We start from the raw sequence: 25273 nt of genomic DNA on the forward strand, positions 1-25273 counted from the left end.
CGTCGGGCAATGAGACTGCCAATCCCGGGAAAAGTTCAGTCGCCGATCACCCGGCGCCGCACCAGCTTTTAACCACTGTTCCGTTAGCGTTCTGTTCCACGGCCATGGATCCGGAACCGCCACTCCCCTGCTATAGGGATTTGACGCGGGGGAAACAACCTCTGGATCATAGCCGCTTCTCCATACACAACCGGATGGAACGTCCATGCTCTCAGGCTTCGATGGTCTCCGCTTCAGCCACTGGCACCCCGAGATCCGCGACGACGGCGTGGTGGTCCTGTCCCTGGATCGTCAGGACAGCAGTGTCAACGCGATGTCGCAGGACGTGCTGCTGGAGCTGGGCGATCTGCTCGAACGCATCGCGCTGGATCCGCCGAAGGGCGTGGTGATCCAGTCCCTGAAGAAGGCCGGCTTCATCGCCGGCGCCGATCTGAAGGAATTCCAGGAGTTCGACCGGCGCGGCACCGTCAACGATGCCATCCGTCGCGGCCAATCCACCTACCAGAAGCTGGCAGAGCTGCCCTGCCCGACCGTTGCAGCCATCCATGGCCACTGCCTGGGTGGCGGCACCGAGCTGGCCCTGGCCTGCCGTTACCGCGTGGCCTCCAACGACAGCAGCACCCGCATCGGGCTGCCGGAAACCCAGTTGGGTATCTTCCCCGGTTGGGGTGGCAGCGCGCGCCTGCCGCAGCTGGTCGGCGCCCCGGCGGCGATGGACATGATGCTGACCGGCCGCACCCTCTCGGCCTCGGCCGCGCGTGGCATCGGCCTGGTCGACAAGGTGGTGGCACCGGCGGTGGTGCTCGACACCGCCGTCGCACTGGCGCTGGCCGGCACCACGCGGCCGTTCAAGCAGCGTGCACTGGCATGGGCCAGCAACACCTGGCTGGCGCGCAAGGTACTGGCACCGCAGATGATCAAGCAGGTCGCGCGCAAGGCGAAGAAGGACCAGTACCCGGCGCCCTATGCACTGATCAGCACCTGGCAGCGCAGCGCCGGCAAGCCGGTGCAGGCCCGCCTGGATGCCGAACGCCGCGCGGTGGTCAAGCTGGCCAGCACGCCGACCGCGCGCAATCTGATCCGCATCTTCTTCCTGACCGAGCGCCTGAAGGGTCTGGGCGGCGGCGATTCCGGCATCCGCCACGTGCACGTGGTCGGCGCCGGCGTGATGGGCGGTGACATCGCCGCGTGGGCGGCCTACAAGGGCTTCGAGGTCACCCTGCAGGATCGCGAGCAGCGCTTCATCGATCCGGCGATGGAACGCGCGCAGGCACTGTTCGCCAGGAAGGTGAAGGACGAGAGCAAGCGTCCGGCGGTGGCGGCGCGGCTGCGGGCGGACCTGGAGGGCAAAGGCGTGGCCGACGCCGATCTGGTGATCGAGGCGATCATCGAGAACCCGGAGGCCAAGCGCGCGCTGTACCAGACGCTGGAGCCGGGCATGAAGGCCGATGCGCTGCTGACCACCAATACCTCGTCGATTCCGCTGGTGGAACTGCGCGACCACATCCAGCGCCCGGCGCAGTTCGCCGGCCTGCACTACTTCAATCCGGTGGCACAGATGCCGCTGGTGGAAATCATCCATCACGACGGCATGGCGCCGGAGACCGAGCGCCGTCTGGCAGCGTTCTGCAAGGCGCTGGGCAAGTTCCCGGTACCGGTGGCGGGCAGCCCGGGCTTCCTGGTCAACCGCGTGCTGTTCCCGTACATGCTGGAGGCGGCCACCGCCTATGCCGAAGGTATCCCGGGCCCGGTGATCGACAAGGCAGCGGTGAAGTTCGGCATGCCGATGGGCCCCATCGAGTTGATCGACACGGTCGGCCTGGATGTCGCCGCCGGCGTGGGCCGCGAGCTGGCGCCGTTCCTCGGCCTGCAGATTCCGGCGGCACTGCAGACGGTGGAAGCCGACAAGCGCGGCAAGAAGGATGGCCAGGGCATCTACACCTGGGAGAACGGCAAGCCGAAGAAGCCGGATGTCGCCAGCGACTACCAGGCCCCTGCGGACCTGGAAGATCGCCTGATCCTGCCGCTGCTCAACGAGGCCGTGGCCTGCCTGCACGAAGGCGTGGTGGCCGATGCGGACCTGCTGGATGCGGGCGTGATTTTCGGCACCGGATTCGCGCCGTTCCGCGGGGGTCCGATCCAGCACATCCGCGCGGTGGGTGCCGATGTGATCGTCGAGCGCCTGAAGGCGCTGCAGCAGCGTCACGGTGACCGCTTTGCCCCGCGCCCGGGCTGGGACAACCCTGCCCTGCGCGAACCGGTGGTGTGATGTGATCGGCCGGGCCTGCGGCCCGGCACCCGCAGAGGCAACGTCAAGTTCCACAGCAGAAGCCAGAGCCAAAGCGGCTCTGGCTTTTCTGTTTGTCGGGCGGGGCGGTGTCGGGTTGCGGGGACGCCGTAAACCCGTCCCTGGGGGCTTGGCCGCGGCATCCATGCCGCGGACACCCCGCAACCCGACACCGCCCCACCCCCGACAGTTTCCCGGTGACGGTGGTGAATCTCGATTCCGGTGTGGATCACTACGAACTGGTGGGTGTCGACCTTGGTCGCCACCAGGAGCGAAGCGACCGGCGTTTGATGTTGATTTTCTTTTTTCTTCTCCGTGGCTGGACGCACACGGAAACTGTCAGGGGCCGGGCGGGTGGGTTGCGCGGGACCGTTGGCGCCATGGATGGCGCCATCGAGCCCCCATGGATGGGTTCACGGCGCGTCCTGCGCAACCCACCCGCCCGGCCCAAACACTGACTCGCATCCTGACCCGCATCCAGCAACCCAGCCACGAGGGGCTGCGCCGTTGGCTGGAACACCCTGTTACCCGCATGGGGCATGTGCCCGTCACGGCCGCATGCCATGCTGGCACTCTTGATCCCTGCCAGCGAGACGCCCGCATGACCACCATCATCGCCCCGCGCGTACACGACATCGGCGGCCTGGAAGTCCGCCGCGCCGTCCCCACCCTGCAGGCCCGCAGCATCGGTTCGTTCGTATTCGTCGACCAGATGGGCCCGGCCGTCCTTACCGCAGGTACCGGCATCGACGTGCGTCCCCATCCGCATATCGGCCTGGCCACCGTCACCTTCCTCTGGTCCGGCGCCATCGGCCACCGCGACACGCTCGGCTCGGACCAGGTGATCCGTCCCGGCGACGTCAACTGGATGACCGCCGGCCGCGGCATCGCGCACTCCGAACGCACGCCCCCACCGGAGCGCGGTCACGACCATCCGATCCACGGGATGCAGACCTGGGTGGCATTGCCGAAGTCGCACGAGGAAGTGGAGCCGGCGTTCTATCACCACGCCGCCGCGACCCTCCCGGAGCAGCGCCGCAACGGTGCCTGGCTGCGCGTGATCGCAGGCCGCGCCTATGGCGAGGAGTCGCCGGTGAAGGTCTTCGCCGACACGCTCAATGTAGCCATCGACCTCGATCCCGACGCGGAGATCGACATCGATGACGGCCACCGCGAGCGGGCGCTGTACATCCTCGAAGGCCAGGCGCAGCTGGATGGCGTGGACATCCCGGCGCAGCACCTGGTGATTCCCGAGGCCGGCGCGCGCGGCCGGCTGCGCGCGAAGACCCCGCTCAAGGCCATGCTGTTCGGCGGCGAACCGCTGGATGGCCCGCGTCACCTGTGGTGGAACTTCGTTTCCAGCTCCAAGGAGCGCATCGAACAGGCGAAACAGGACTGGGAAGCCGGCCGGTTCGGCAGCATTCCCGGCGACGACAAGGAGTTCATCCCGCTGCCGCAGTACTGAGCATCGCGCGCTGCACACACCCTGAGGTGTATCCCTGCACCGGCCTTTGACGCTATCGTCACTCGCCGGTCACTGAAATGTGACCTGTTTCACATTTTAGTTCATCAAAGGAGTGCAGTTCATGAGCATGGGTAAACGCTTGGCCGCCGAGTTCCTCGGCACTTTCTGGCTGGTTCTGGGTGGCTGTGGCAGTGCGGTACTGGCTGCCAAGTTCGGCGGCGACGGCAATCCGCTGGGCATCGGCTTCCTGGGCGTGGCACTCGCGTTCGGCTTGACCGTGGTCACCGGCGCCTACGCGTTCGGTCACGTGTCCGGCGCGCACTTCAATCCGGCAGTCAGCGTGGGCCTGTGGGCCGGCGGCCGCTTCCCGGCCCGCGACCTGGTGCCGTACATCATCGCCCAGGTCGCGGGCGGCCTGCTGGCCGGCTTCATCCTGCTGCAGATCGCTTCCGGCGCCAGCGGCTTCGCCATCGACGGCAGCCAGGCCGGGGCCTTCGCCAGCAACGGCTACGGTGCGCTGTCGCCCGGCGGGTACAGCGTGGCGGCCGCCTTCCTGTGCGAAGTGGTGCTGACTGCGGTATTTCTGGTCGTGATCATGGGCGCCACCCATGGCAAGGCACCGGCAGGGTTCGCTCCGCTGGCGATCGGTCTGGCATTGACCCTGATCCATCTGATCAGCATCCCGGTCACCAACACGTCGGTGAACCCGGCTCGGTCCACCGCGGTGGCGTTCTTCGCCGGCAGCGGCGCGGTCGGCCAGCTCTGGCTGTTCTGGGTCGCCCCGCTGCTGGGCGGCATGATCGGCGGCATCATCTACAAGTGGGTCGGTAACGACCGTTGAGTGCTGCCCGGACCATTGCGGCCGACAATCGGCCGCAATGGTTACGGTTGTAACCGCAATTTGTGCGGGCACTCACGTTCCGTTAAGGTCTGTTTGACCGCCTGTGCACATGCCCGGCGGGGATGGCATCCGGGGATGGGATGCCACGGCCGCCAGCAGCATGGCGGCGTCACACGACACGCCACCTTGGGGGGATGCATGAAGTTCGCGCCTGTTGTCCTGTCGAGCCTGTTGTTTGCCGCGGCCCAGGCCGCCGCGCAGGCACCCGCCGAATGTCCTTCGCTGCCGGCGAGCAGCGGCCTGAAATGGCAGCAGCAGGTGCAGTCGGACTTCCTGCTCTGCCGCGCCAGCACCGAGGATGGACGGGAAGTACTGAGCCTGATGCTGAGCGCACGCGATCCGGCGATTCCGCTCAGCCGCTCGCTGCGCCAGGAAAAAGGCAGTTTCGCCGGCGAGTCACTGTACTGGTACCAGCCCGATCTGGGTGGACAGCAGCCGCCGGGATACGCCGAACGACGCATCAGCGTGATCAAGCTGGACAAGGGCCGCTATGCGCAGATTGCCCTGTACCCGGGCAGCACGCAGGAACTGGGGTCGCTGCAGCAGTTGGCGCAGGGCATGAGCCTGACGCCCTCAGCCGTAGCCGCCGGACGTTGACGGTGACGGGGATGACTGCCTGGCAGCATCCCCGCCGGATCCGAGGAGTTGGCGGCAACGCCGGGCATGGCCTGATGGACGTCCTTTGCGCGTGCTGTGCCGGAGAGCCGCCGGGCATGGCCCGGCGCTACCGGCTTCCTCCTGGAGGGCGGCGTCGGCCCTCAGAACCTGCCTTCCTGAAAATCGACGAAGGCCTGCATCAGTTCCTGGCGCGTGTTCATCACGAACGGGCCATGCCGCATCACTGGCTCCCGCAGTGGCCGGCCGGCCACCAGAATCAGCCGCCCCCCTTCGCTGCCAGCCGAAACGTGCAGCTGTTCACCGCCACCGAGCACCGCCAGTTCCTGGCGCGCCACATCACGTGCGGCATCCTGCTCGCCGACCGTGATTGCGCCCTCGAAGACATAGGCAAACGCGTTGTGGCCTTCCGGAAGCGTGTAGGTCCAGGCACGATCGGCCTCGAGGCGGACGTCCAGATACAACGGATCGGTGGCCGGCTGCACGATCGGGCCGGTGGTGCCATCGACAGTACCGGCGATCACCTTCACCTCCACACCCGGCTCCGGCTGCACCACCGGGATGCGTTCCGGCGCGAACTCCTGGTACTTCGGGTCCGTCATCTTCTCGCGCGCGGGCAGGTTCACCCACAGCTGGAAACCGCGCATCTGCCCGCTTTCCTGTTCCGGCATCTCCGAATGCACCAGGCCCCGGCCTGCAGTCATCCACTGCACGCTGCCCGGGGTCAGCAGGCCCTCGTTACCGTGGTTGTCGCGGTGGCGCATGCGTCCGTCCAGCATGTAGGTGACCGTCTCGAAACCGCGGTGCGGATGCTCCGGGAAACCGGCGATGTAGTCTTCGGCGCGGTCCGTACCGAATTCATCCAGCAGCAGGAACGGATCCAGATCCGGCAGCGTCGGGCCGCCGATGACACGGGTCAGGCGCACGCCGGCGCCGTCGGACGTGGGCATGCCACGGATGGTGCGCAGGACGCGGACCGGTTCGGGAAGGCTCATGGCGACTCCTGTTGGATGGATGCCACTGAAGATGGACGCCGCGGCGCCGTCCGCCAATGGATGACGCCGCAACCGATTGTTCCATCCCTGGTGTTCGCCGGGCGTCATGCCGGCGGTTCCGCGACACGGATGTCTGCCCGCAGCCCATGCCGCACACGCGGTCACCACCTTCGTACGACCAAAGTACTACCGCCGATGGGCCCCGCACGCATTGACCCTGTAAAGGGCACGCGGGACTCTTTGAATGTCTTTCCGGGAGAGAGCACCTCATGAAAGGGTTTGCCAAACTGGGTTGGGCGGCACTCGCCCTGCTCGGCGCGTTCTGTCTGGGCACCGTGGCCTTGCGCCGCGGCGAACATATCAACGCGCTGTGGATCGTCGTCGCCGCTGTTTCGATCTACCTGATCGCCTATCGCTTCTACAGCCTGTTCATCGCCAACAAGGTGATGCAGGTGGATCCGACCCGGGCTACGCCGGCGGTGATCAACAACGATGGCCTGGACTACGTGCCGACCAACAAGCACGTGCTGTTCGGCCACCACTTCGCGGCCATCGCCGGCGCCGGTCCATTGGTGGGCCCGGTGCTCGCGGCGCAGATGGGCTACCTGCCCGGACTGCTGTGGCTGGTGGTGGGCGTGGTGCTGGCCGGTGCGGTACAGGACTTCATGGTCCTGTTCCTGTCCAGCCGGCGCAACGGCCGCTCACTGGGCGATCTGGTCCGCGAGGAAATGGGACAGGTGCCCGGCACCATCGCGCTGTTCGGCGCGTTCCTGATCATGATCATCATCCTGGCGGTGCTGGCGATGGTGGTGGTCAAGGCGCTGGCGGAAAGCCCCTGGGGCATGTTCACGGTGATAGCCACGATGCCCATCGCGATCCTGATGGGCATCTACATGCGCTACATCCGGCCGGGCAAGATCGGCGAGATCTCGGTGGTGGGCCTGGTGCTGCTGCTGGCCGCGATCTGGTACGGCGGCAAGGTTGCTGCAGATCCGGTGTGGGGCCCGGCCTTCACCTTCACCGGCACGCAGATCACCTGGATGCTGATCGGCTACGGCTTCGTCGCTTCGGTGCTGCCCGTGTGGCTGTTGCTGGCACCGCGCGACTACCTGTCGACCTTCCTCAAGATCGGCACCATCGTCGCTCTGGCCATCGGCATCCTGATCGTGATGCCCGAGCTGAAAATGCCCGCACTGACCCAGTTCGCCGCCAGTGGCGATGGCCCGGTGTGGAAGGGCGGCATGTTCCCGTTCCTGTTCATCACCATTGCCTGCGGCGCGGTATCCGGTTTCCACGCGCTGATTTCCTCGGGCACCACACCGAAGCTGCTGGCCAATGAATCGCACATGCGCTACATCGGCTATGGCGGCATGCTGATGGAATCGTTCGTGGCGGTGATGGCGCTGGTGGCTGCGTCGATCATCGATCCGGGCATCTACTTCGCGATGAACAGCCCGGCGGCGGTGATCGGTGCCGATGCGGCGTCTGCCGCGCACTACATCACCAACACCTGGGGCTTCACCATCACGCCGGAACAGCTGACCGCCACGGCCGCCGCGATCGGCGAGCCGACGATCCTGCACCGCGCCGGTGGTGCGCCGACGCTGGCGGTGGGCATCGCAATGATCCTGCATGAAGCCATTCCCAGCGGCAGCGACGCGATGATGGCGTTCTGGTACCACTTCGCCATCCTGTTCGAAGCGTTGTTCATCCTGACCGCCGTGGATGCGGGCACCCGCGCGGGCCGCTTCATGCTGCAGGATCTGCTGGGCAACTTCATTCCGGCGCTGAAGAAGACCGAGTCGTGGACGGCCAACATCATCGGCACGGCCGGCTGCGTGGCGCTGTGGGGCTACTTGCTCTACACCGGCGTGGTCGATCCGTTCGGCGGCATCCAGACCCTGTGGCCGCTGTTCGGCATCTCCAACCAGATGCTGGCCGGTATCGCGCTGATGCTGGGGACGGTGGTGCTGTTCAAGATGAAGCGTGACCGCTACGCGTGGGTGACCGCGGTACCGGCCACCTGGCTGCTGATCTGCACCACCTATGCCGGCTTCATCAAGATCTTCGACAGCAACCCGGCGCAGGGCTTCCTGGCGCAGGCGCACAAGTTCCAGGCCGCCATCGCCAGCGACACCATCACCGCACCGGCCAAGTCGGTGGCGCAGATGCAGCAGATCGTGGTCAATGCCTACGTCAACACCGGCCTGACCGCGCTGTTCCTGCTGGTGGTGGGTGCGGTGCTGACCTATTCGATCCGCACGATCCTGGCCGCACGCCGCAATCCGCAGCGCAGCGACCGCGAGACCCCGTACGTGGCGCTGAAGCCGCATGAAATGGTGGATCTGTAATGAGCACGCAACTGGTTCCCGTTGGCCAGTACCAGGCGCACCGCCGCGTGTGGCGACGCCTGGTGCAGACGGCACGCCTGTGCTGTGGCATCCCTGATTACGACAACTACGTCCGGCACATGCTGGAGAAGCATCCGGACCAGGAACCGATGGACTACAAGACGTTCTTCCGCGAACGTCAGGAAGCGCGGTACGGCGGACGCAACGGCGGACGCTGCTGCTGAAAGGCATGACGGTGCTGGATCTGTTGTAGATCCACGCATCGCATTGAGTCCGGGGTCAGATCCGTTTCCTCCGGGAAACGGATCTGACCCCTTCTCTGCTCATGGGTCGGCATCAAGTGCATCCACGCATGGCGTGGATCTGCCGCAGATCGCGGGAAAGCGCAGCCATAGCGACCCGCGCTCAGCCGTTGGCCATCCACTTCAGGATCAGGCCGGTGACATAGGCCAGCCCGGTGCCGGTGGCATAGCCCACCGTGCCGAGCAGCACGCCGACCGGTGCCAGTGTCGGATGGAAGGCCGCAGCCACCACCGGCGCCGATGCCGCCGCACCGATGTTGCCCTGCGAACCAATGGCGAAGAAGAACAGCGGTGCACGGACCAGCTTGGCCACGGCCCACAGCACCAGCACGTGGGTCGCCATCCAGATCGCGCCGAGCAGGAACAGCCACGGCCGATCCAGCAGCGACAGCAGGTTCATCTGCATGCCGATGCAGGCGATCAGGAAGTACAGGAACACCGTGCCCAGGCGCGAGGCACCCGCCGCTTCCAGACGACGTGCACGGGTGAAGCTCAGGCCCAGGCCCATCGCGGTGGACAGCAGGATCACCCAGACGAACTGGCTGTCCAGGCTGAACTGGCTGGCCCAGCTCACGTTGGCCTTGAACCAGCCCGACAGCGGCGCGGCGATCGCGTGCGCCAGGCCGACACCGCCCAGGGCAACGCCGACGATCACCATCAGGTCGGTCATGCTGGGAATACGTGCGTTCTGCGCTTCATAGGCGCTGATGCGCGCCTTCATCTCGTCGATGGCACGGGTGTCGGCACCGTTGCGCGTGTCGATCTGCTGCGCGCGGTTGGCCAGGAACAGCAGGATCGCCATCCACAGGCTGGCGCAGGCCACATCGACCACGGCGAACTGCCCGAAGGTCGTGGCATCGGTACCGAAGATCTCGCGCATGGCGACCATGTTGGCGCCACCGCCGATCCAGCTGCCGGCCAGCGCCGCCATGCCAGCCCAGGTGTCACCGGCCACGGTTTCCGGGTGGATCAGCTTCATCACCTGGAACGAGACGATGGCGCCGAGCATGATGCCGGCGGTACCGGCACAGAACACGAGCAGCAGCTTCGGGCCGAGCTTGATGACCCCTTTGAGGTCGATCGACAGGGTCAGCAGGACCAGCGCGGCAGGCAGCAGCACATCGCGTGCGACCGGGTTGTACAGCGACGTGTTGTGGCCATCGATGACACCGGCGGTGTTGTAGATGGCCGGGATGAAGTAACACAGCAGCAGGGCCGGCACCCAGGCGAAGATCTTCTTCAGCAGGGGGGTGGGACCACTGGCGGCCCAGAAGATCAGGGCCAGGGTGGCAGCAATCAGGCCCAGGCCAACGATATCGTTGCTGATCAGGGCAGTAGCGGGTTCGGTCGGCATGGGATCCTCTGTCGATCGAAAGAGCGGAAAAAAAAGCGCCGCATAAGGCGGCGCGGGTCGAGATTAACACCCTCTTCACGGCGGGTCATGCTGCAGTGCCGGCCTCGCCTTCCCCGGTACGGAGCGTGTCCATGCAACTGGGTGCCTTCTCGGTCAGCCTTTCGGTCAAGGACCTGGCCGCCTCCCGCGCGTTCTATGAGGCACTGGGCTTCTCGGTCACCGGCGGCGATGCGACGCAGAACTGGCTGGTACTGCGCAACAACGGTGTCGTCATCGGCCTGTTCCAGGGCATGTTTGAAGGCAACCTGCTGACCTTCAACCCGGGCTGGGACCAGCACAAGCAGGAACTGCCGCGTTTCCAGGACGTCCGCGAACTGCAGGCAGCGCTGGATGCGCAGGGTATCGCGCTGCAGGTTCGGGCCGATCCCGACAGTGAAGGCCCCGCCTTCCTGCAACTGATGGATCCGGACGGCAACGTGATCCTGGTCGACCAGCATGTGCCGCGGCCGAAGGCCTGCCCCCGCGACTGCGATCATCCGCCTGGGCGCGAAGCACCGAAATCCAGCGTGGCCTGCGTCCCGCGCGGCTCGCAGGGCTGCAGCTGCAGGGTCCAGCCAAGGTGCTCGCACAGGCGCGCGATCAGGTCCAGGCCGATCCCGCCACGATCGACACGCTCTCCCCGGGCCATGCGTGCGTGGATCGCAGCGATCTCCTCCGGGCTCATGCCATGCCCCGGGTCCTGCAGGGTCAGCACCGCCGAAGCGCTCAGGCGCAGTTCGATGTGCCCGCGGCCGCTGTTCTCGATCGCGTTGCGCAACAGGTTGCCGATCGCCGCCTGCACCACCGCCAGCGGGGCAACGATGTCCACCGGCGCGGCCTGGATACCGATGCTCAGGTCCTTGTCGCCCAGCAGATGGCGATGATGCTCGACGATGTCCGGCAGCAGCTGGTCCAGTGCGATGCGCTCGGCACGCGCCGCCAGCCGCGCCGGATCGCGCGCAAGCACCAGCAGCAGTTCGATCAGCTGCTCCACGCCCTGCGCGGTGCGCAGCACGCGCTGGATCTGCTGCCGGGCACGGTCCGGCAGGCCCGGCTGCTCCAGTGCCAGCTCGGCGGCGCCGGTCATCACCGCAATCGGGGTGCGCAGCTCATGGCTGGCAGTGCTGATGAACACCCGCTCGCGTTCCACGAACTGCTCGTTGCGTTCGAGGTAGTCATTCAACGCATCGGCGATGGTGTGCAGCTCGGAACTGCCACGCGGGTCGACATCGATGCGCTGGCCCTGCGCGCCCGGCCGCAACGCGCCGATGCGCTGCGCCAGCAGGCTGAGCGGACGCACCATGCGCTCCATGCCGAAGGACGCCATCAGCACGGTGACGAAGATCATGATCACCCCGGCCAGCATCACCCACCGCGTTGCGAACTGCTCAAGGTCGTGGAAGTCGGAGATGTCCAGCACCAGCGCAACGCGCCCCATCGAGTCCGTATCACGCACCATGACCGCCGTTTCGCGGTCCTTCACCATCACCCCGTCATGCAGGCCGGGATGCAGGGTGCGCAGGCTGTCAGGCAGGTTCACCGCGTCGAAACGGTACAGGCTGAGCGTGTCCGAGTCCTGCCATCGATAGTGTGGCTCGTGCTCGACATGCTCGACGATGCTGTCCAGTTCGGAGTTGAGCAGCGCGCGCCAGGCGGCGTGTTCGGCGTGCTCGTGCACATAGTTGCCTACGCTGAACACCGCCAGCGAAAGCAGTGCCAGGTAGCCCAGCAGCCACCACAGCACGCGGCGGTACAGCGGGCCGGGTCTACGCACCTTCATCGTCATTCCTGCCGGCCTCGGCGGCGGTGGGCAGGGCCAACCGGTAGCCGACCCGCGGCAGCGTGTGGATCAGCTTGTCCACGAACGGTCCATCCACGCTGCGGCGCAGTTCGTAGACATGCGAGCGCAGCAGGTCGCCGTCCGGTGGCTCGTCGCCCCACAGGGCGAATTCGAGCTGCTGGCGGGTGACCGCGCCGGGGCTGGCGCGCATCAGCACTTCCAGCAGCTTGCGGCAGGCCGGATACAGATGCAGGACCTGTCCGGCGCGCTGCGCCTCCAGGGTCGCCAGGTCCAGCACCAGATCACCCACCTGCAGCCGCTTGCGGGGGTTGCGTCCCTGTGCCCGCAGCAGCAGGGCCTCCAGCCGCACTTCCAGCTCCGGCAACGCGAACGGCTTGGTCAGGTAGTCATCAGCGCCGGCACGGAAGCCGGCAATCTTGTCCGGCAGTTCGTCGCGTGCGGTCAGCATGATCACCGGCACCTCCGAGCCATGCTCGGCACGCAGGCGGCGCAGCACTTCCGGCCCCTCCATCCGGGGCAGCATCCAGTCCAGGATCACCGCGTCATAGGGATGGCTGCCCGCCAGATGCAGGCCGGTGATGCCATCGGGAGCCACATCCAGCACATGACCGCGCGACTCGAAGTAGTCGAACAGATTGGCCACCAGCTGCCGGTTGTCCTCGATCACCAACAGGCGCATGCATGAAAGTTCCACGGAAGTTCGTACCATGGTAGCGCCACGCATGTCGGAATGAGGTCGCCCCGGCGATACTCCGACGCTTTTCCCACCCCCGCCGCCTCAAAATGGCCGTTTTGCTCCCGGAGCCTGCCGTGCCCGTAGCCCTGCCCCGCCGTTGGCGCCTGCCCCTGCTCTGGCTGTTGATCATCGCGGCACTGGCTGCCGGCATCGGCATGCGCCAGCCGCAGCCACCGGACGAACCCCGCTTCGTACTGGCCGCCAGGACCATGGTGGAAAGCGGGGAATGGCTGCTGCCGCACCGTGGCAGCGAGCTGTATGCGGAGAAGCCGCCGGTGTTCATGTGGCTGCAGGCCGCGGCCTACGAAGCGGTAGGCAGCTGGCAGTGGTCGTTCCTGCTGCCTTCGCTGCTGGGGGCCCTGCTCAGTCTGTGGTTGGTGTCGGATCTGGCACGCCGACTGTGGTCGCCGCGCCACTCCCTCTATGCCATCGGTGCCCTGTTCTGCACCCTGCAGTTCGGCCTGATGGCCAAGCGTGCGCAGATCGATATGGTGCTGGTCGGGATGACCACGCTGGCCCTGTGGGGCCTGCTGCGGCATCTGTGCGAGCGACGCAATGTGCCGGCGCTGTGGCTGGCCGGCTTTGCCGCCGGCCTGGGCACGGTGACCAAAGGCGTGGGTTTCCTGCCGCTGCTGATGGTGCTGCCCTGGTTCGGCTGGTGGCTGTACCAGCATCGCCGCGGCCGTCGCATCGAGGGCCCGCACCCGGCGACCCTGCTGTGGCTGATCCCTGCATTCCTGCTCGGCGTGGCCGTCTGGCTGGCCCCGCTGGGCTGGGCCCTGCTGCACGAACCCAGTGCCTCGCTGCAGTCCTATGCGCATGAACTGCTGTTCAAGCAGACCGGCACCCGCTATGCCAACGCCTGGCACCACCGGCAGCCGGTCTGGTACTACCTGCAGGTGATCCTGACACTGTGGCTGCCGGGTGCCCTGTTGCTGCCGGTGCTGGCCCGCCCGTGGTGGCGGCGCCTGCGCCGTGGCGACCGCCGGCAGTGGCTGCTGCTGGGGTGGGCGCTGCTGGTGCTGGTGTTCTTCAGCGCCAGCCCCGGCAAGCGCGAGGTCTACCTGCTGCCGATGCTGCCTGCCGTGGCCCTTGCCGCCGCGCCCCTGCTGCCCGGCCTGCTGCGCAGGCTGTGCGTGCGCCGGTATCTGTTCGGTTACAGCCTGGTGCTGATGCTGGCAACCGCCGTGCTGGGCGTGATGCTGCTCACCGAAAGTCACTGGGCGCAGGCGCAGCTGCAGCGGCGTGCGATGCCCGACACCCTGCTGCCGGTGCTGGGCGACGGCCTGCTGACGTTCGCGATCGCCGTGGCTACCCTGGCCGTGTGGTTGCGCGTGCGGCGCGCCGCCACCCTGGTACTGCTCACCCACGGCCTGCTGTGGATGCTGTACGGCCTGGTGCTGATTCCGGCGCTCGACCCCTACGCCTCGTCGTCGGCGCTGATGCGCCGGGTCGGCGCGAGGATCGGCCCCGATGCCGAACTGGCACTGGTGGCCTGGCGCGAGCAGAACCTGCTGCAGGCCGACCGCGCCGTGCGCGAGTTCGGCTTCAAGCGGCCCTGGCCTGAACAGTGGCACGACGCCGGCCCCTGGCTGGCCGAAGCACCCGACCGGCGCTGGCTGCTGGTACTCGACAAGGCCATGAGTCCCTGCGTGGATGCCGCCCAGGTGATCGACATCGGCGTCGCCAACCGCAACCGCTGGCAACTGGTGCCCGGCACTGCCTGGGATGCCGGCTGCCACGCCGAGCGGGCCGGCGCCAACGAAGAAGAAGACTGAATCATCCCCCACGCGGGCCGGCGGTTAACCCGGCCCGAACGCAGGTCCGACCCTTCTCCGACATCAACCTGACGAGCATGGCGCCGGTTCATCGTCACGGTGTTTTCCTGCATGTCCGTCCGTCCTCCCGTCTCCGGGGTTGCTTCGGCCTACTCCACGCTGGCATCGCGGTTCGCCGTGACCCACCTGTGGCTTCCACTGCTCATCGTGCTTCCCCTGTTCGCCGTGTTCATGGAGGGGGGAGCCGATCAATGGCTGGCTGACCACCTGTTCCGGTTGGAGGGCGGCCGCTGGGCACTGCAGGACGCGTGGTTCACCCGTTCGCTGGTGCACCGGGGCGGCAAGTGGTTCAGCACCGCCGCGGCGCTCGTGGTGATACTGCTGAGCTTTCACCACTGGCGCCGCGGACGTGATCGCACCCTGCGGTGGGCGCTGCTTTATGTCGTAATTGCCCTGGCTCTGGGAACCGGCGGCGTGTCTCTGCTGAAGTCGCTGGTGCCGATGGACTGCCCGTGGGATCTGCTGCGCTACGGCGGCCACCAGCCTTATATCGGGCTTTTCAGCCATCGTCCGGCCGACATGCCGGTGATCGCGTGCTTTCCCGCCGGCCATGCCAGCGCCGGCTATGCCTGGCTGAGCCTGTACTTTTTCGCCCTGCTGTGGCGTCCTGCCTGGCGCTGGACCGGCCTGGCACTGGGCCTGGGCAGCGGGCTGCTGTTCGGCATCAGCCAGCAGCTGCGGGGTGCACATTTTCTGTCGCATGACCTTGCCACAGCCCTGCTGTGCTGGCTGCTGTCACTGGGGCTGTACGTTCTGGTCCGCCATCACCTGGACCGCACCAACCGCCTGGAGGCGAACGCATGAATGCTTCGGTTCAACGCTCGCTCCGTGTGCCATCGCTGGCCGGACTGCGCAGCTGGCGGCCACAGCTGTCCACCGAGGCGTTGATCGCGCTGACCAGCCTGTTCTTCGCCCTGGCCGGCAACGGCCTGTTCTGGCGCAGCGCGATGGCCAGCCACCCGGAGAGCCTGCGCTACGCGGTGTCGCTGCTGCTGTTGCTGCTCGGCACGCATGGCCTGCTGCTGGGCCTGCTGGTCTGGCGCTGGAACGCCAAGGTGGTGATCAGCGCGCTGCTGCTGGTAACGGCCTTCGCCGCCCACTACATGAGCCGTTACCACATCTATCTGGATGCGGACATGCTGCGCAACGTGCTGGCGACCGATCCGAAGGAAAGCCGCGAACTGATGACGGTCTCGCTGCTGTGGCCGGTACTGCTGCTGGCGGCACTGCCGATGGTGCTGGTGTGGCGGGTGCAGCTGCAGCGGCGCAGCTGGGGGCGCAGCCTGCTGTGGCGCCTGGGCTTCCTGGCGGTAGCTGCGGTGACCGCTGTTGGCGGTGCACTGATCTCGTTCCAGGACGTCTCCGCACTGATGCGCAACCAACGTGAAGTGCGTTACCTCGCCACCCCGGCCAACGTGCTGCTGGGTCTTCCACGTGCACTGCGCGGCGACAACCCGGTGCAGCGCGCGCCGAAACTGCCGATCGGCACCGACGCCAAGGCCACCCCACGCGCTCCGGCGAGCAAACCGCGGCTGCTGGTAATCGTGATGGGCGAGACCGTGCGTGCACAGAACTGGGGCCTCAACGGCGGCCGCAACACCACACCGGAACTGGCCCAGGCACCGGTGATCAACTTCCCCGACATGCACTCCTGCGGCACCAGCACCGAAGTTTCGCTGCCCTGCCTGTTCTCGCCATGGGGACGCCACGACTACGACGAGAAAAAGATCCGCGCGCACCAGTCGCTGCTGCACGTACTGAACCGCGCCGGCATCGCACCGCTGTGGCGTGACAACCAGTCCGGCTGCAAGGGCGTGTGCGAGGGGCTGGACTTCCAGTCGCTGTCCGATGCGACCACCCCGGGCCTGTGCGCCGACGGCCGCTGCATGGACGAGATCCTGCTGCAGGACCTGGCCACCCAGGTGCGTGCCAAATCCGGCGACCGCGTGGTCGTGCTGCACCAGCTGGGCAACCATGGCCCGGCGTATTTCGAGCGCTATCCGGCCGCCTTTGCCCGCTTCAAGCCAACCTGCGACACCCGTGACATCGGCCGGTGCTCACGTGAAGAGATCACCAACAGCTATGACAATGCCGTGCTGTACACCGATCATTTCCTCAGCAAGACCATCGGCACGCTGCAGGGCATGCAGGACTACGACACGGCGATGATCTACCTGTCCGACCATGGCGAGTCGCTGGGTGAGAAGGGCCTGTACCTGCACGGCGTGCCCTATGCGATCGCCCCGGCCGAGCAGACCCGCGTACCGATGACGATGTGGTTCTCGCCGGGCTTCGCCAGCAGTCGCGGGCTGGACCTGCAATGCGTGCGCAAGCGTTCGGCAGCGTATACCGACCACGACAACCTGTTCCCGTCGGTGCTGGGCCTGATGCAGGTGAAGACGGCGCTGTACGAGCGCGATCGCGACGTGTTCGCCGGCTGCGAGAGCTGAGGGGCGGGGGCGGAAGGGCTTGCAGCCCTGCACTCGCAGAAGCCAAGGCAACGTCAACGTCAAAAGCCGAAGCGGCATTCCGTGGGATGGCGGGTTCACTGCGCTGTTGGTAGGTGAAATTCCGGGGTCAGATCCGTTTTCCTGCGGAAAACGGATCTGACCCCAAGAGCATTTCCGACAGATCGCAGAGAACTGTCGAAGGCGGGGTGGGTCCGGTTGCGGGGGCGTGAGCGCCATGGATGGCGCGACCGAGCCTACAGGGACGTATTTACGGCGTCCCCCGCAACCGGCCCCACCCCGCCGACTCACAGGAAACCCGCTTTTGCTCCGGCCGTTGCCGTCTCAGTTGCTTCTGCGGGTGCAGGGCTGCAAGCCCTGCCGAACCCCACCAACCTTCCCCACTTGCGGTGGGCACGCGCGCCCACTAGCCTTCGGCCGTCGTTCACCACCCAAGGACCGCCCGTGAAACACCGTCATCTCCTGCTGGCCGCTGCTGTCGCCGCCGCCACGCTGGCCCTGGCTGCCTGCAAGAAGGAAGCGTCCCCCGGCGCCGAGAGCGCCGGCAGCAGCGCACCGGCCGGCGAGACCGCCGACCAGTTCGTTGCCCGCATCAATGCCGAATACAAGGCTGCTTATCCGGAGATGACCTCGGCGCAGTGGCTGTCTTCCACCTACATCAACAGCGATTCGGAGCGCATCGCGGCCAAGGCCAACGAGCGTTCACTGACCCAGCTCAACAGCTGGATCGAGCAGGCCGCGAAGTTCGAGGGCCAGCCGATGAGCGCAGACAGCAAGCGTGCGATCCATCTGCTGAAGCTGATGTCCTCGATGCCGGCACCGCGCGACCCGGCCAAGCTGGCCGAGCTGACCCAGATCGCCACCCGCATGGAGGGCAGCTACGGTGCTGGCAAGTACTGCACCGATGCCAACGACCCGGCCTCCTGCCGCCAGCTGGGGGAACTGGAACAGGTGCTGGCACGCAGCCGCGACTACGACGCGCAGCTTGATGCCTGGCAGGGCTGGCACAGCACCACGCGGAACATGCGTGGCGACTACCAGAAGTTCGTCAGCCTGGTGAACGAAGGTGCCAAGGGCATGGGCTTCACCGATGCCGGGCAGATGTGGCGCAGCGGCTATGACATGCCGCCGGAGCAGATCGGGCCGGAAACCGACCGCCTGTGGGAGCAGGTCAAGCCGATGTACGAGCAGCTGCACTGCTACGCGCGCGGCAAGCTGGACAAGACCTACGGCAAGGACAAGGCCGAGGTGGGTAATGGCCTGATCGCCGCGCACCTGCTGGGCAACATGTGGCAGCAGGACTGGTCCAACCTGTGGGACCAGCTGGAGCCCTATCCCGGTGCCGGAAGCCTGGACATCACCGCCGCACTGGAAAAGCAGTACCAGACCAACCTGAGTGCTGCGCTGGCCAAGGCTGGCAGGGATGCCAGCGTCGCGGGCCAGTACAGGGCCCAGCGCGAGGCCGAACTGCGTACCGCGAAACAGATGACCGAGCGCGCACAGGATTTCTACGTGTCGCTGGGCATGCCCTCGCTGCCGCAGTCGTACTGGGACAAGACCCAGTTCATCAAGCCTGACGACCGTGACGTGGTCTGCCACGCCAGCGCCTGGGACATGAACATGGAAGGCGATGTGCGCACCAAGATGTGCATCAAGCCGAACGAAGAGAACTTCACCACCATCTATCACGAGCTGGGCCACATCTACTACGACCTGGCCTACAACCCGTTGCCGCCCCTGTTCCAGGGCGGCGCCAACGATGGCTTCCACGAAGCAATCGGCGACACGATCGTGCTGGCGATGACGCCCAAGTACCTGAATTCGATCGGTCTCGTTGACGCACCGCAGGAAAGCCGCGAGGCCGTGATCAACGCGCAGATGCGCATGGCGCTGTCGGGCGTTTCATTCCTGCCCTTCGGCCTGATGATCGACCGCTGGCGCTGGGGCGTGTTTGACGGATCGATCACCGCCGACAACTACAACAAGGCATGGTGGGACCTGAAGGCCAAATACCAGGGCGTTGCCCCGGCCAGCACCCGCGGCGAGGAGTTCTTCGATCCGGGCGCGAAGTACCACGTGCCGGGCAATACGCCGTACACCCGCTACTTCCTTGCCCGCATCCTGCAGTTCCAGTTCTACAAGGGCCTGTGCGATGCATCGGGTTACAAGGGCCCGCTGCACGAGTGCACCTTCTACGGCAACAAGGAAGCCGGCCAGAAGTACTGGGCGATGCTCAGCAAGGGCGCCAGCCAGCCGTGGCAGGCCACGCTGAAGGAGCTGACCGGCACCGACAAGCTGGATGCCGGCCCGATGATCGAGTACTTCAGCCCGGTCAATGAGTGGCTCAAGCAGCAGAACGAAGGCCAGATGTGCGGCTGGCAGGCCAGCGCTGCGGCCCCGGTGGCGAAATGAGAAAAGGGGCGGATCCGCGAGGATCCGCCCCTTTCGTTCCGGTGGCGCCGGGCCATGCCCGGCGGCCTTGATCGCACCGCTGCGTTCGCCGGGCATGGCCCGGCGCTACCCCTTCTTCGCGGCCAGCTGCGCGGCCAGCGCGGATTTGAATTCCTCGAACGTCTGCCCTTGTGCCTGCGCTTCGGCCTGCGCGGCATCGCGCAGCGCGTCGGAATACATCAGACGCACCGGCGTACCGTTGCGCTCGTGCAGTTCACCGGCTTGCATGATCAACGCCAGTACCTGCGCGGCGCTCTCGCTATGCCCTGCGATACGGCCATCCATGCCCAGCACCCACTCGCCATCGCGGCGCACGACACCTGCCAGCAGCGTGCGCTGCGCATCACGCAGTTCGGCATGCGGCTCCACGGGCGAAGCCTGCGCAGCGGCGCGGCTGGCGGCCTGCGCTTCCTTGCGGCGGCGCTGGTCGCGGCGGATCTTGGAGGAGATGGACATGGGCGCTACCGCTGCGTGGGGGGCGCAAGGATAACGCACCCCGGCCGTTGCGCCGCTTCACGTCGCCTGGCGCGCGCCGCGGCGCAGCCCGCGAGCCGTCGCCGCCGTGGGCTCACGCCTCCGTGCAGGCCGCCTGGGCGGTGCGCTCGCGCAGATGCTCCCAGTACCAGAACACAAACCCGGCGGCGAAGAAGCCGGCCTGGCCCAGCGCCAGATGCAGCGGGCTGGCACTGAGCAGGGGCGACACGACGCCGGCCACCACGGTGCTGACCATCAGCTGCGCGAAGGCCTGCAGCGACGAGGCCAGGCCGCGCTGGTGCGGATACATGTCGAGCACGGCCAGCGCCAGGATCGGGAAGATCAGCGCCATGCCCATGCCGCCCAGGAAAATGGGCAGTACCGCCCACGGCAGCGCGAACTGCGGCGCCAGCACCACGTAGCCGACGTTGAGCAGTGTCGACAGCGCGCACAGGGAGAAGCCGATGGTCACCTGCCGGGTCGGCGTGGTGTGCCCGGCCATGCGCCCGGACAGGAACGCGCCGGCCGTCATGCCACCGATGGTGGGAATGAACAGCCAGGCGAAGTCGCCTTCGCCCAGATGCAGGTGCTGCATCACGAACACCGGCGCGGACGCGATGTACAGGAAAATGCCGCCGAAGCCGATGCTGCCGGCCAGTGCCAGGCGCAGGAAACGCGGGTTGAAGCCGATGCGCACATAGTCACGCAGCAGTGCGCGCGGCGACAGCGGTACCCGCGCCTCCGGCGGATGCGTTTCCGGCAGGAAGCGCGCGGTGGCCACCAGCAGCACCAGCGAGAACACCACGAGGAACCAGAAGATCAGCGGCCAGCCGGCACCGCTGAGCAGAATCCAGCCACCGATGATCGGGGCGATGGCCGGCGCGATGCCGAACAGCATCGAGACCTGGCTCATCAACCGCTGGGCGTCATGGCCGTGGTACAGGTCACGGATCACCGCGCGGCCGACGATCATGCCCACGCCCGCCGACAGGCCCTGCAGCGCGCGGAACGCCAGCAGGGTCGGCAGGTCAGTGGACAGCGCGCAGCCGACCGAGGCCCCGGCAAACACCACCAGGCCGCCGAGAATCACCCGCTTGCGGCCCCAGGCATCGGACAGCGGCCCGTGCGCCAGGCTCATCAGGCCATAGAACAGCAGGTAGACGCTGATGGTCTGCTGGACGGCCACCTCATCCACCGCCAGGCGCTGGGCCAGCTGCGGGAAGGCCGGGAAAATGGTGTCGATGGAGAACGGGCCGAACATGGCCAGGCCCGCGAGCAGCAGGGCCATGCGACGGGTGGACGGAGCAACAGCGGCGGTCATGTGAACGGTGTCCGGCAAGGCCATGCGCGGCACGCACGGCGGGCGCCGGTCCCGCTGCAGCAGGGACGGCGCCAGATGAATTCGGGTATCCGCCCATGATAGGCGGGGAATGCGCCCGATGCCATGCAGCACCGCACAAAACGGACGCCCCGGGCCATCGGCCATTCAGGCGCAGGCCCTGCCCGGGCGGCCCCGGCAGCAGGCCATAACCGGCTATAATCGGCGGGCAACACGGTGGGAGAAGCGGAACACCGCTGCCGAAGGCGCAACGCCCGTAATCGCTCAGGCCCGATACCACCCGCAACACAACTCTGGAGAGACCGGTTCGATCCGGCGCCGAAGGGGCACGAAGCTGCGGCCAGCCGCGCTTCCAAACTCTCAGGCAAAAGGACAGAGGGGCGCCCCGCAGCCCGCCATCCGGCGGCCTGTGCCCGTGCGTGTGCCCTTTCCTGACGGATCCTTCGCCATGTCCCAGAACACCCCTTCCCTGCGTGAGCTCGAGCACCACAGTGCGTTCGTCGAGCGCCATATCGGCCCCAATGACGCCGAGATCGCGCAGATGCTCGACGTCGTCGGCCACGCGTCGCTGGATGCGATGACCGATGCCATCGTGCCGGCCAAGATCAAGTCGCCGGCAGCGCTGGCGCTGCCGGAGTCGATCACCGAAGTGGAGGCGCTGGCGAAGATCCGCGCGATCGCCGACAAGAACACCGTGCTGCGCAGCTTCATCGGCCAGGGGTATTACGGCACCCACACGCCGAACGTGATCCTGCGCAACATCCTGGAAAACCCGGCCTGGTACACCGCCTACACCCCGTACCAGGCAGAGATCTCGCAGGGCCGCATGGAAGCGCTGATCAACTTCCAGACCCTGTGCGCCGACCTGACCGGCATGGAGATCGCCAACGCCTCGCTGCTGGACGAAGCCACCGCAGCGGCCGAAGCGATGACCCTGGCCAAGCGTTCGGCCAAGTCGAAGTCGGACACCTTCTTCGTGCACGATGCCGTGCACCCGCAGACCCTGGAGCTGCTGCGCACCCGCGCCGAGCCCATGGGCATCGTGCTGCGCGTCGGCACCCCGGCCGAAGCGCTGGAAGCGGACAGCTTCGGCGTGCTGCTGCAGTACCCGGATACGTTCGGCCAGGTGGCCGACTACCGGGCACTGGTCGAGGCCGTGCATGCACGCGGCGGCCTGGTCGCCGTGGCCACCGATCTGCTGGCGCTGACCCTGCTCGCCGCACCTGGCGAATGGGGCGCGGACATCGTGGTCGGCAACAGCCAGCGTTTCGGCGTGCCGTTCGGCTTCGGTGGCCCGCACGCGGCGTTCATGGCCTGCCGTGACGCCTACAAGCGCTCGATGCCCGGCCGCCTGATCGGCGTCTCAATCGATGCGCAGGGCAACCCGGCTTACCGCCTGACCCTGCAGACCCGCGAGCAGCATATCCGCCGCGAGAAGGCCACCTCCAACATCTGTACCGCACAGGTCCTGCTGGCGGTGATGGCCTCGATGTACGCTGTCTACCACGGTCCGGAAGGCCTGACCCGCATCGCCCGCCGCACCCACCGCCTGGCCGCGATCCTGGCCGCCGCACTGCGCAAGGCCGGCGTGCAGGTTGCTGGCGACTTCTTCGACACCCTGCACGTCACCGGTGTGCACGCCGATGAGATCCACGCCAAGGCGCGCGCCGCCGGCTACAACCTGCGCGCGATCGACAGCGACTCGGTCGGCATCAGCCTGGACGAGACCGCCACCCGCGCCGATGTGGTCGCGCTGGCCGCCGTCTTCGGTGCCCAAGCCGATGTGGATGCACTGGATGCCAGCACCGCCGACGCGCTGCCGGCCGGGCTGCTGCGCCAGTCCGCGTTCCTGACCCATCCGGTGTTCAACACGCACCACAGCGAGCACGAACTGCTGCGCTACCTGCGTTCACTGGCCGACAAGGACCTGGCGATGGACCGCACGATGATCCCGCTGGGCTCGTGCACCATGAAGCTCAACGCCACCGCCGAGATGATCCCGGTGACCTGGCCGGAGTTCTCGCAGATCCATCCGCTGGTGCCGGCCGACCAGGCGCTGGGCTACAAGGAACTGATCGAGTCGCTGGAAGCGATGCTGGTCGAATGCACCGGCTACGATGCGGTCAGCCTGCAGCCGAACTCGGGTGCACAGGGCGAGTACGCCGGCCTGCTGGCGATCCGCGCCTACCACCGCTCGCGTGGTGAGGAGCATCGCGACATCTGCCTGATTCCGGATTCGGCCCACGGTACCAACCCGGCCTCGGCACAGATGTGCGGCATGAAGGTGGTGGTCACCAAGACCGATGCCAACGGCAATGTCGATGTCGAGGACATCCGCCTCAACGCCGAGAAGTACAGCGACCGCCTGGCCGCGATCATGATGACCTACCCGTCCACGCACGGCGTGTTCGAGGAGGAGGTGGTCGAGATCTGCGAGATCATCCACAAGCACGGCGGCCAGGTGTACACCGACGGTGCCAACATGAACGCCCTGGTCGGCGTGGCCAAGCCGGGCAAGTGGGGTTCGGACGTTTCCCACCTGAACCTGCACAAGACCTTCTGCATCCCGCACGGCGGCGGCGGCCCGGGCGTCGGCCCGTGCGCGGTCAAGGCGCACCTGGCCCCGTTCCTGCCGGGCAAGCTGGGTGACAACGGCCCCGTCGGCATGGTCAGCGCCGCCAGCTTCGGCAGCGCCTCGATCCTGCCGATCAGCTGGATGTACATCGCGATGATGGGCCGCGAGGGCCTGCGCAAGGCGACCCAGGTCGCGCAGCTCAATGCCAACTACATCGCCAAGCGCCTGGCGCCGCACTTCAGGACGCTGTACACCGGCCGCAACGGCCTGGTGGCGCATGAGTGCATCCTCGATGTGCGCCCGCTGGAGAAGAGCAGCGGCATCGGCGCCGAGGACGTGGCCAAGCGCCTGATCGACTTCGGCTTCCACGCGCCGACGCTGAGCTTCCCGGTGGCCGGCACGCTGATGGTCGAGCCCACCGAAAGCGAGTCGCTGCATGAGCTGGACCGCTTCATCGATGCCATGATCCAGATCCGCGAGGAAATCCGTGCGATCGAGGATGGCCGCCTGGACCGCGAGGACAATCCGCTGAAGAACGCGCCGCACACCGCCACTGCGGTGACGGCCAGCGAGTGGACCCACGCCTACCCGCGCGAGCTGGCCGCCTTCCCGCTGCCCAGCCTGAAGCTGCAGAAGTACTGGCCGCCGGTGGCCCGCGTCGACAACGTCTACGGCGACAAGAACGTGATGTGCGCCTGCATCCCGGTCGACGCCTACAAGGACGATGAAGTCGAAGCGTGATTGACGGAACGGCCCGCGCAAGCGGGCCGTTTTCGTTTACGGTAGCGCCGGGCCATGCCCGGCGAGCGCAGCGGCTGAACCGATCACGGATCCGGCATCTGCCCCAGGCTCAACTGCCAGGACACACCGAACCGGTCCTGCACCCAGCCGTAGCGATTGCTGAAATCGTAGTCGCCCACCGGCATCAGCCAGTGCCCGCCCTCGCCCAGCACGCGCGCCGCGCGCTCGAACTGTTCGGCGCCACCGCACTCGACGAACAGCGAGATCGACGGACTGAAGGTGAAGTCGTGCACATCCAGGCTGTCGAAGCACAGATAGTTGGTGCCGCCGAGCATGAAGGTCGCCTGCCGCACCTGGCCGGGCACTCCCGCCCCTGCGCCGTCGGGATGGCGTTGCAGGGCAAGCAGCCGGAAATCGGCGAACGCCTCGGCGTACAGGGCCAGGGCCGCCTCGGCCTGGCCGGTGAACATCAGGAACGGACGACTGCGCAGCATGGGGTGCTCCAGTTCAGCGGGCCGATGACGGCCCCGCGAACAGGATG

The 25273-nt window shown here is 66.8% G+C and carries 18 protein-coding genes, 1 pseudogene and 1 riboswitch; of the genes and pseudogenes, 12 read left to right on the forward strand and 7 right to left on the reverse strand.

The window, feature by feature from the left end; genetic code table 11:
- The first annotated feature begins 205 nt into the window (after positions 1-205).
- The 4 genes from AC5P5M_RS02790 (at position 206) to AC5P5M_RS02805 (ending at position 5250) form a co-directional block, all read left to right on the forward strand.
- Complete coding sequence (locus AC5P5M_RS02790) at positions 206-2269, forward strand: 3-hydroxyacyl-CoA dehydrogenase NAD-binding domain-containing protein (RefSeq protein ID WP_065181805.1); 2064 nt, start codon at positions 206-208, stop codon at positions 2267-2269.
- A gap of 619 nt (positions 2270-2888) precedes the next feature.
- On the forward strand, positions 2889-3752 hold the full coding sequence (locus AC5P5M_RS02795) for a pirin family protein (RefSeq protein ID WP_053518997.1): 864 nt from the start codon (positions 2889-2891) through the stop codon (positions 3750-3752).
- A 121-nt stretch (positions 3753-3873) separates the two neighbouring features.
- A complete protein-coding gene (aqpZ, locus tag AC5P5M_RS02800) occupies positions 3874-4593 on the forward strand; it encodes an aquaporin Z (RefSeq protein WP_080375317.1) in 720 nt (239 codons plus the stop codon).
- Positions 4594-4791: 198 nt separating this feature from the next.
- Positions 4792-5250: a hypothetical protein gene (locus AC5P5M_RS02805; protein WP_053518999.1), complete on the forward strand. Its 459-nt coding sequence runs from the start codon at positions 4792-4794 to the stop codon at positions 5248-5250.
- A 161-nt stretch (positions 5251-5411) separates the two neighbouring features.
- Here the strand turns inward: AC5P5M_RS02805 and AC5P5M_RS02810 are convergent, their stop codons facing one another.
- Positions 5412-6263 carry a pirin family protein gene (locus AC5P5M_RS02810; RefSeq protein ID WP_065174835.1) on the reverse strand — a complete coding sequence of 284 codons (852 nt, stop codon included), beginning with the start codon at positions 6261-6263 and terminating at the stop codon, positions 5412-5414.
- A 269-nt stretch (positions 6264-6532) separates the two neighbouring features.
- Here AC5P5M_RS02810 and AC5P5M_RS02815 point away from each other — a divergent pair, with 269 nt between their 5' ends.
- Entirely contained in the window at positions 6533-8614 is a 2082-nt protein-coding gene (locus tag AC5P5M_RS02815) for a carbon starvation CstA family protein (protein WP_053519002.1), read from the forward strand.
- Entirely contained in the window at positions 8614-8838 is a 225-nt protein-coding gene (locus tag AC5P5M_RS02820) for a YbdD/YjiX family protein (protein ID WP_053519004.1), read from the forward strand. The genes AC5P5M_RS02815 and AC5P5M_RS02820 overlap by 1 nt, the downstream gene beginning before the upstream one ends.
- Before the next feature lie 181 nt (positions 8839-9019).
- On the opposite strand, the gene AC5P5M_RS02825 is transcribed toward AC5P5M_RS02820, so the two are convergent.
- Entirely contained in the window at positions 9020-10270 is a 1251-nt protein-coding gene (locus AC5P5M_RS02825; RefSeq protein WP_111186347.1) for a DUF819 family protein, read from the reverse strand.
- Between the two features lie 131 nt (positions 10271-10401).
- Between AC5P5M_RS02825 and AC5P5M_RS02830 the strand changes: the two are divergent.
- Positions 10402-10779, forward strand: a pseudogene (locus AC5P5M_RS02830) (VOC family protein); the annotation flags it as partial.
- Positions 10780-10802: 23 nt separating this feature from the next.
- On the opposite strand, the gene AC5P5M_RS02835 reads toward AC5P5M_RS02830, so the two are convergent.
- Both AC5P5M_RS02835 and AC5P5M_RS02840 read right to left on the reverse strand, forming a co-directional pair.
- Positions 10803-12089, reverse strand: a complete 1287-nt coding sequence (locus AC5P5M_RS02835) for a sensor histidine kinase (protein ID WP_065174832.1) — start codon at positions 12087-12089, stop codon at positions 10803-10805.
- The gene (locus tag AC5P5M_RS02840; RefSeq protein WP_065174831.1) at positions 12076-12789 is read right to left on the reverse strand and encodes a response regulator transcription factor; all 714 of its coding nucleotides are present in this window, start codon (positions 12787-12789) and stop codon (positions 12076-12078) included. The genes AC5P5M_RS02835 and AC5P5M_RS02840 overlap by 14 nt, the downstream gene beginning before the upstream one ends.
- A gap of 131 nt (positions 12790-12920) precedes the next feature.
- On the opposite strand from AC5P5M_RS02840, the gene AC5P5M_RS02845 reads away from it, so the two are divergent.
- The 4 genes from AC5P5M_RS02845 (at position 12921) to AC5P5M_RS02860 (ending at position 19564) form a co-directional block, all read left to right on the forward strand.
- Entirely contained in the window at positions 12921-14624 is a 1704-nt protein-coding gene (locus AC5P5M_RS02845) for an ArnT family glycosyltransferase (protein WP_495205538.1), read from the forward strand.
- Positions 14625-14735: 111 nt separating this feature from the next.
- Entirely contained in the window at positions 14736-15488 is a 753-nt protein-coding gene (locus AC5P5M_RS02850; RefSeq protein ID WP_074899518.1) for a phosphatase PAP2 family protein, read from the forward strand.
- The gene (locus AC5P5M_RS02855; RefSeq protein ID WP_495205539.1) at positions 15485-17134 is read left to right on the forward strand and encodes a phosphoethanolamine transferase; all 1650 of its coding nucleotides are present in this window, start codon (positions 15485-15487) and stop codon (positions 17132-17134) included. Before AC5P5M_RS02850 ends, AC5P5M_RS02855 begins: the two co-directional genes overlap by 4 nt.
- Before the next feature lie 462 nt (positions 17135-17596).
- Positions 17597-19564, forward strand: a complete 1968-nt coding sequence (locus AC5P5M_RS02860) for a M2 family metallopeptidase (protein ID WP_262218603.1) — start codon at positions 17597-17599, stop codon at positions 19562-19564.
- Positions 19565-19669: 105 nt separating this feature from the next.
- On the opposite strand, the gene AC5P5M_RS02865 is transcribed toward AC5P5M_RS02860, so the two are convergent.
- Entirely contained in the window at positions 19670-20059 is a 390-nt protein-coding gene (locus AC5P5M_RS02865; protein ID WP_495205540.1) for a hypothetical protein, read from the reverse strand.
- Between the two features lie 112 nt (positions 20060-20171).
- Complete coding sequence (locus AC5P5M_RS02870; protein WP_481526111.1) at positions 20172-21398, reverse strand: multidrug effflux MFS transporter; 1227 nt, start codon at positions 21396-21398, stop codon at positions 20172-20174.
- Positions 21399-21699: 301 nt separating this feature from the next.
- A riboswitch (glycine riboswitch) is annotated at positions 21700-21802 on the forward strand.
- 62 nt (positions 21803-21864) lie between these two features.
- Here AC5P5M_RS02870 and gcvP point away from each other — a divergent pair.
- A complete protein-coding gene (gcvP, locus tag AC5P5M_RS02875; protein WP_065174824.1) occupies positions 21865-24732 on the forward strand; it encodes an aminomethyl-transferring glycine dehydrogenase in 2868 nt (955 codons plus the stop codon).
- An 83-nt stretch (positions 24733-24815) separates the two neighbouring features.
- Here the strand turns inward: gcvP and AC5P5M_RS02880 are convergent, their stop codons facing one another.
- Positions 24816-25226 carry a VOC family protein gene (locus AC5P5M_RS02880; protein ID WP_053519027.1) on the reverse strand — a complete coding sequence of 137 codons (411 nt, stop codon included), beginning with the start codon at positions 25224-25226 and terminating at the stop codon, positions 24816-24818.
- Positions 25227-25273: the final 47 nt, after the last annotated feature.

It is taken from the genome of Stenotrophomonas sp. YJH_SMC_106-19, assembly GCF_059368375.1.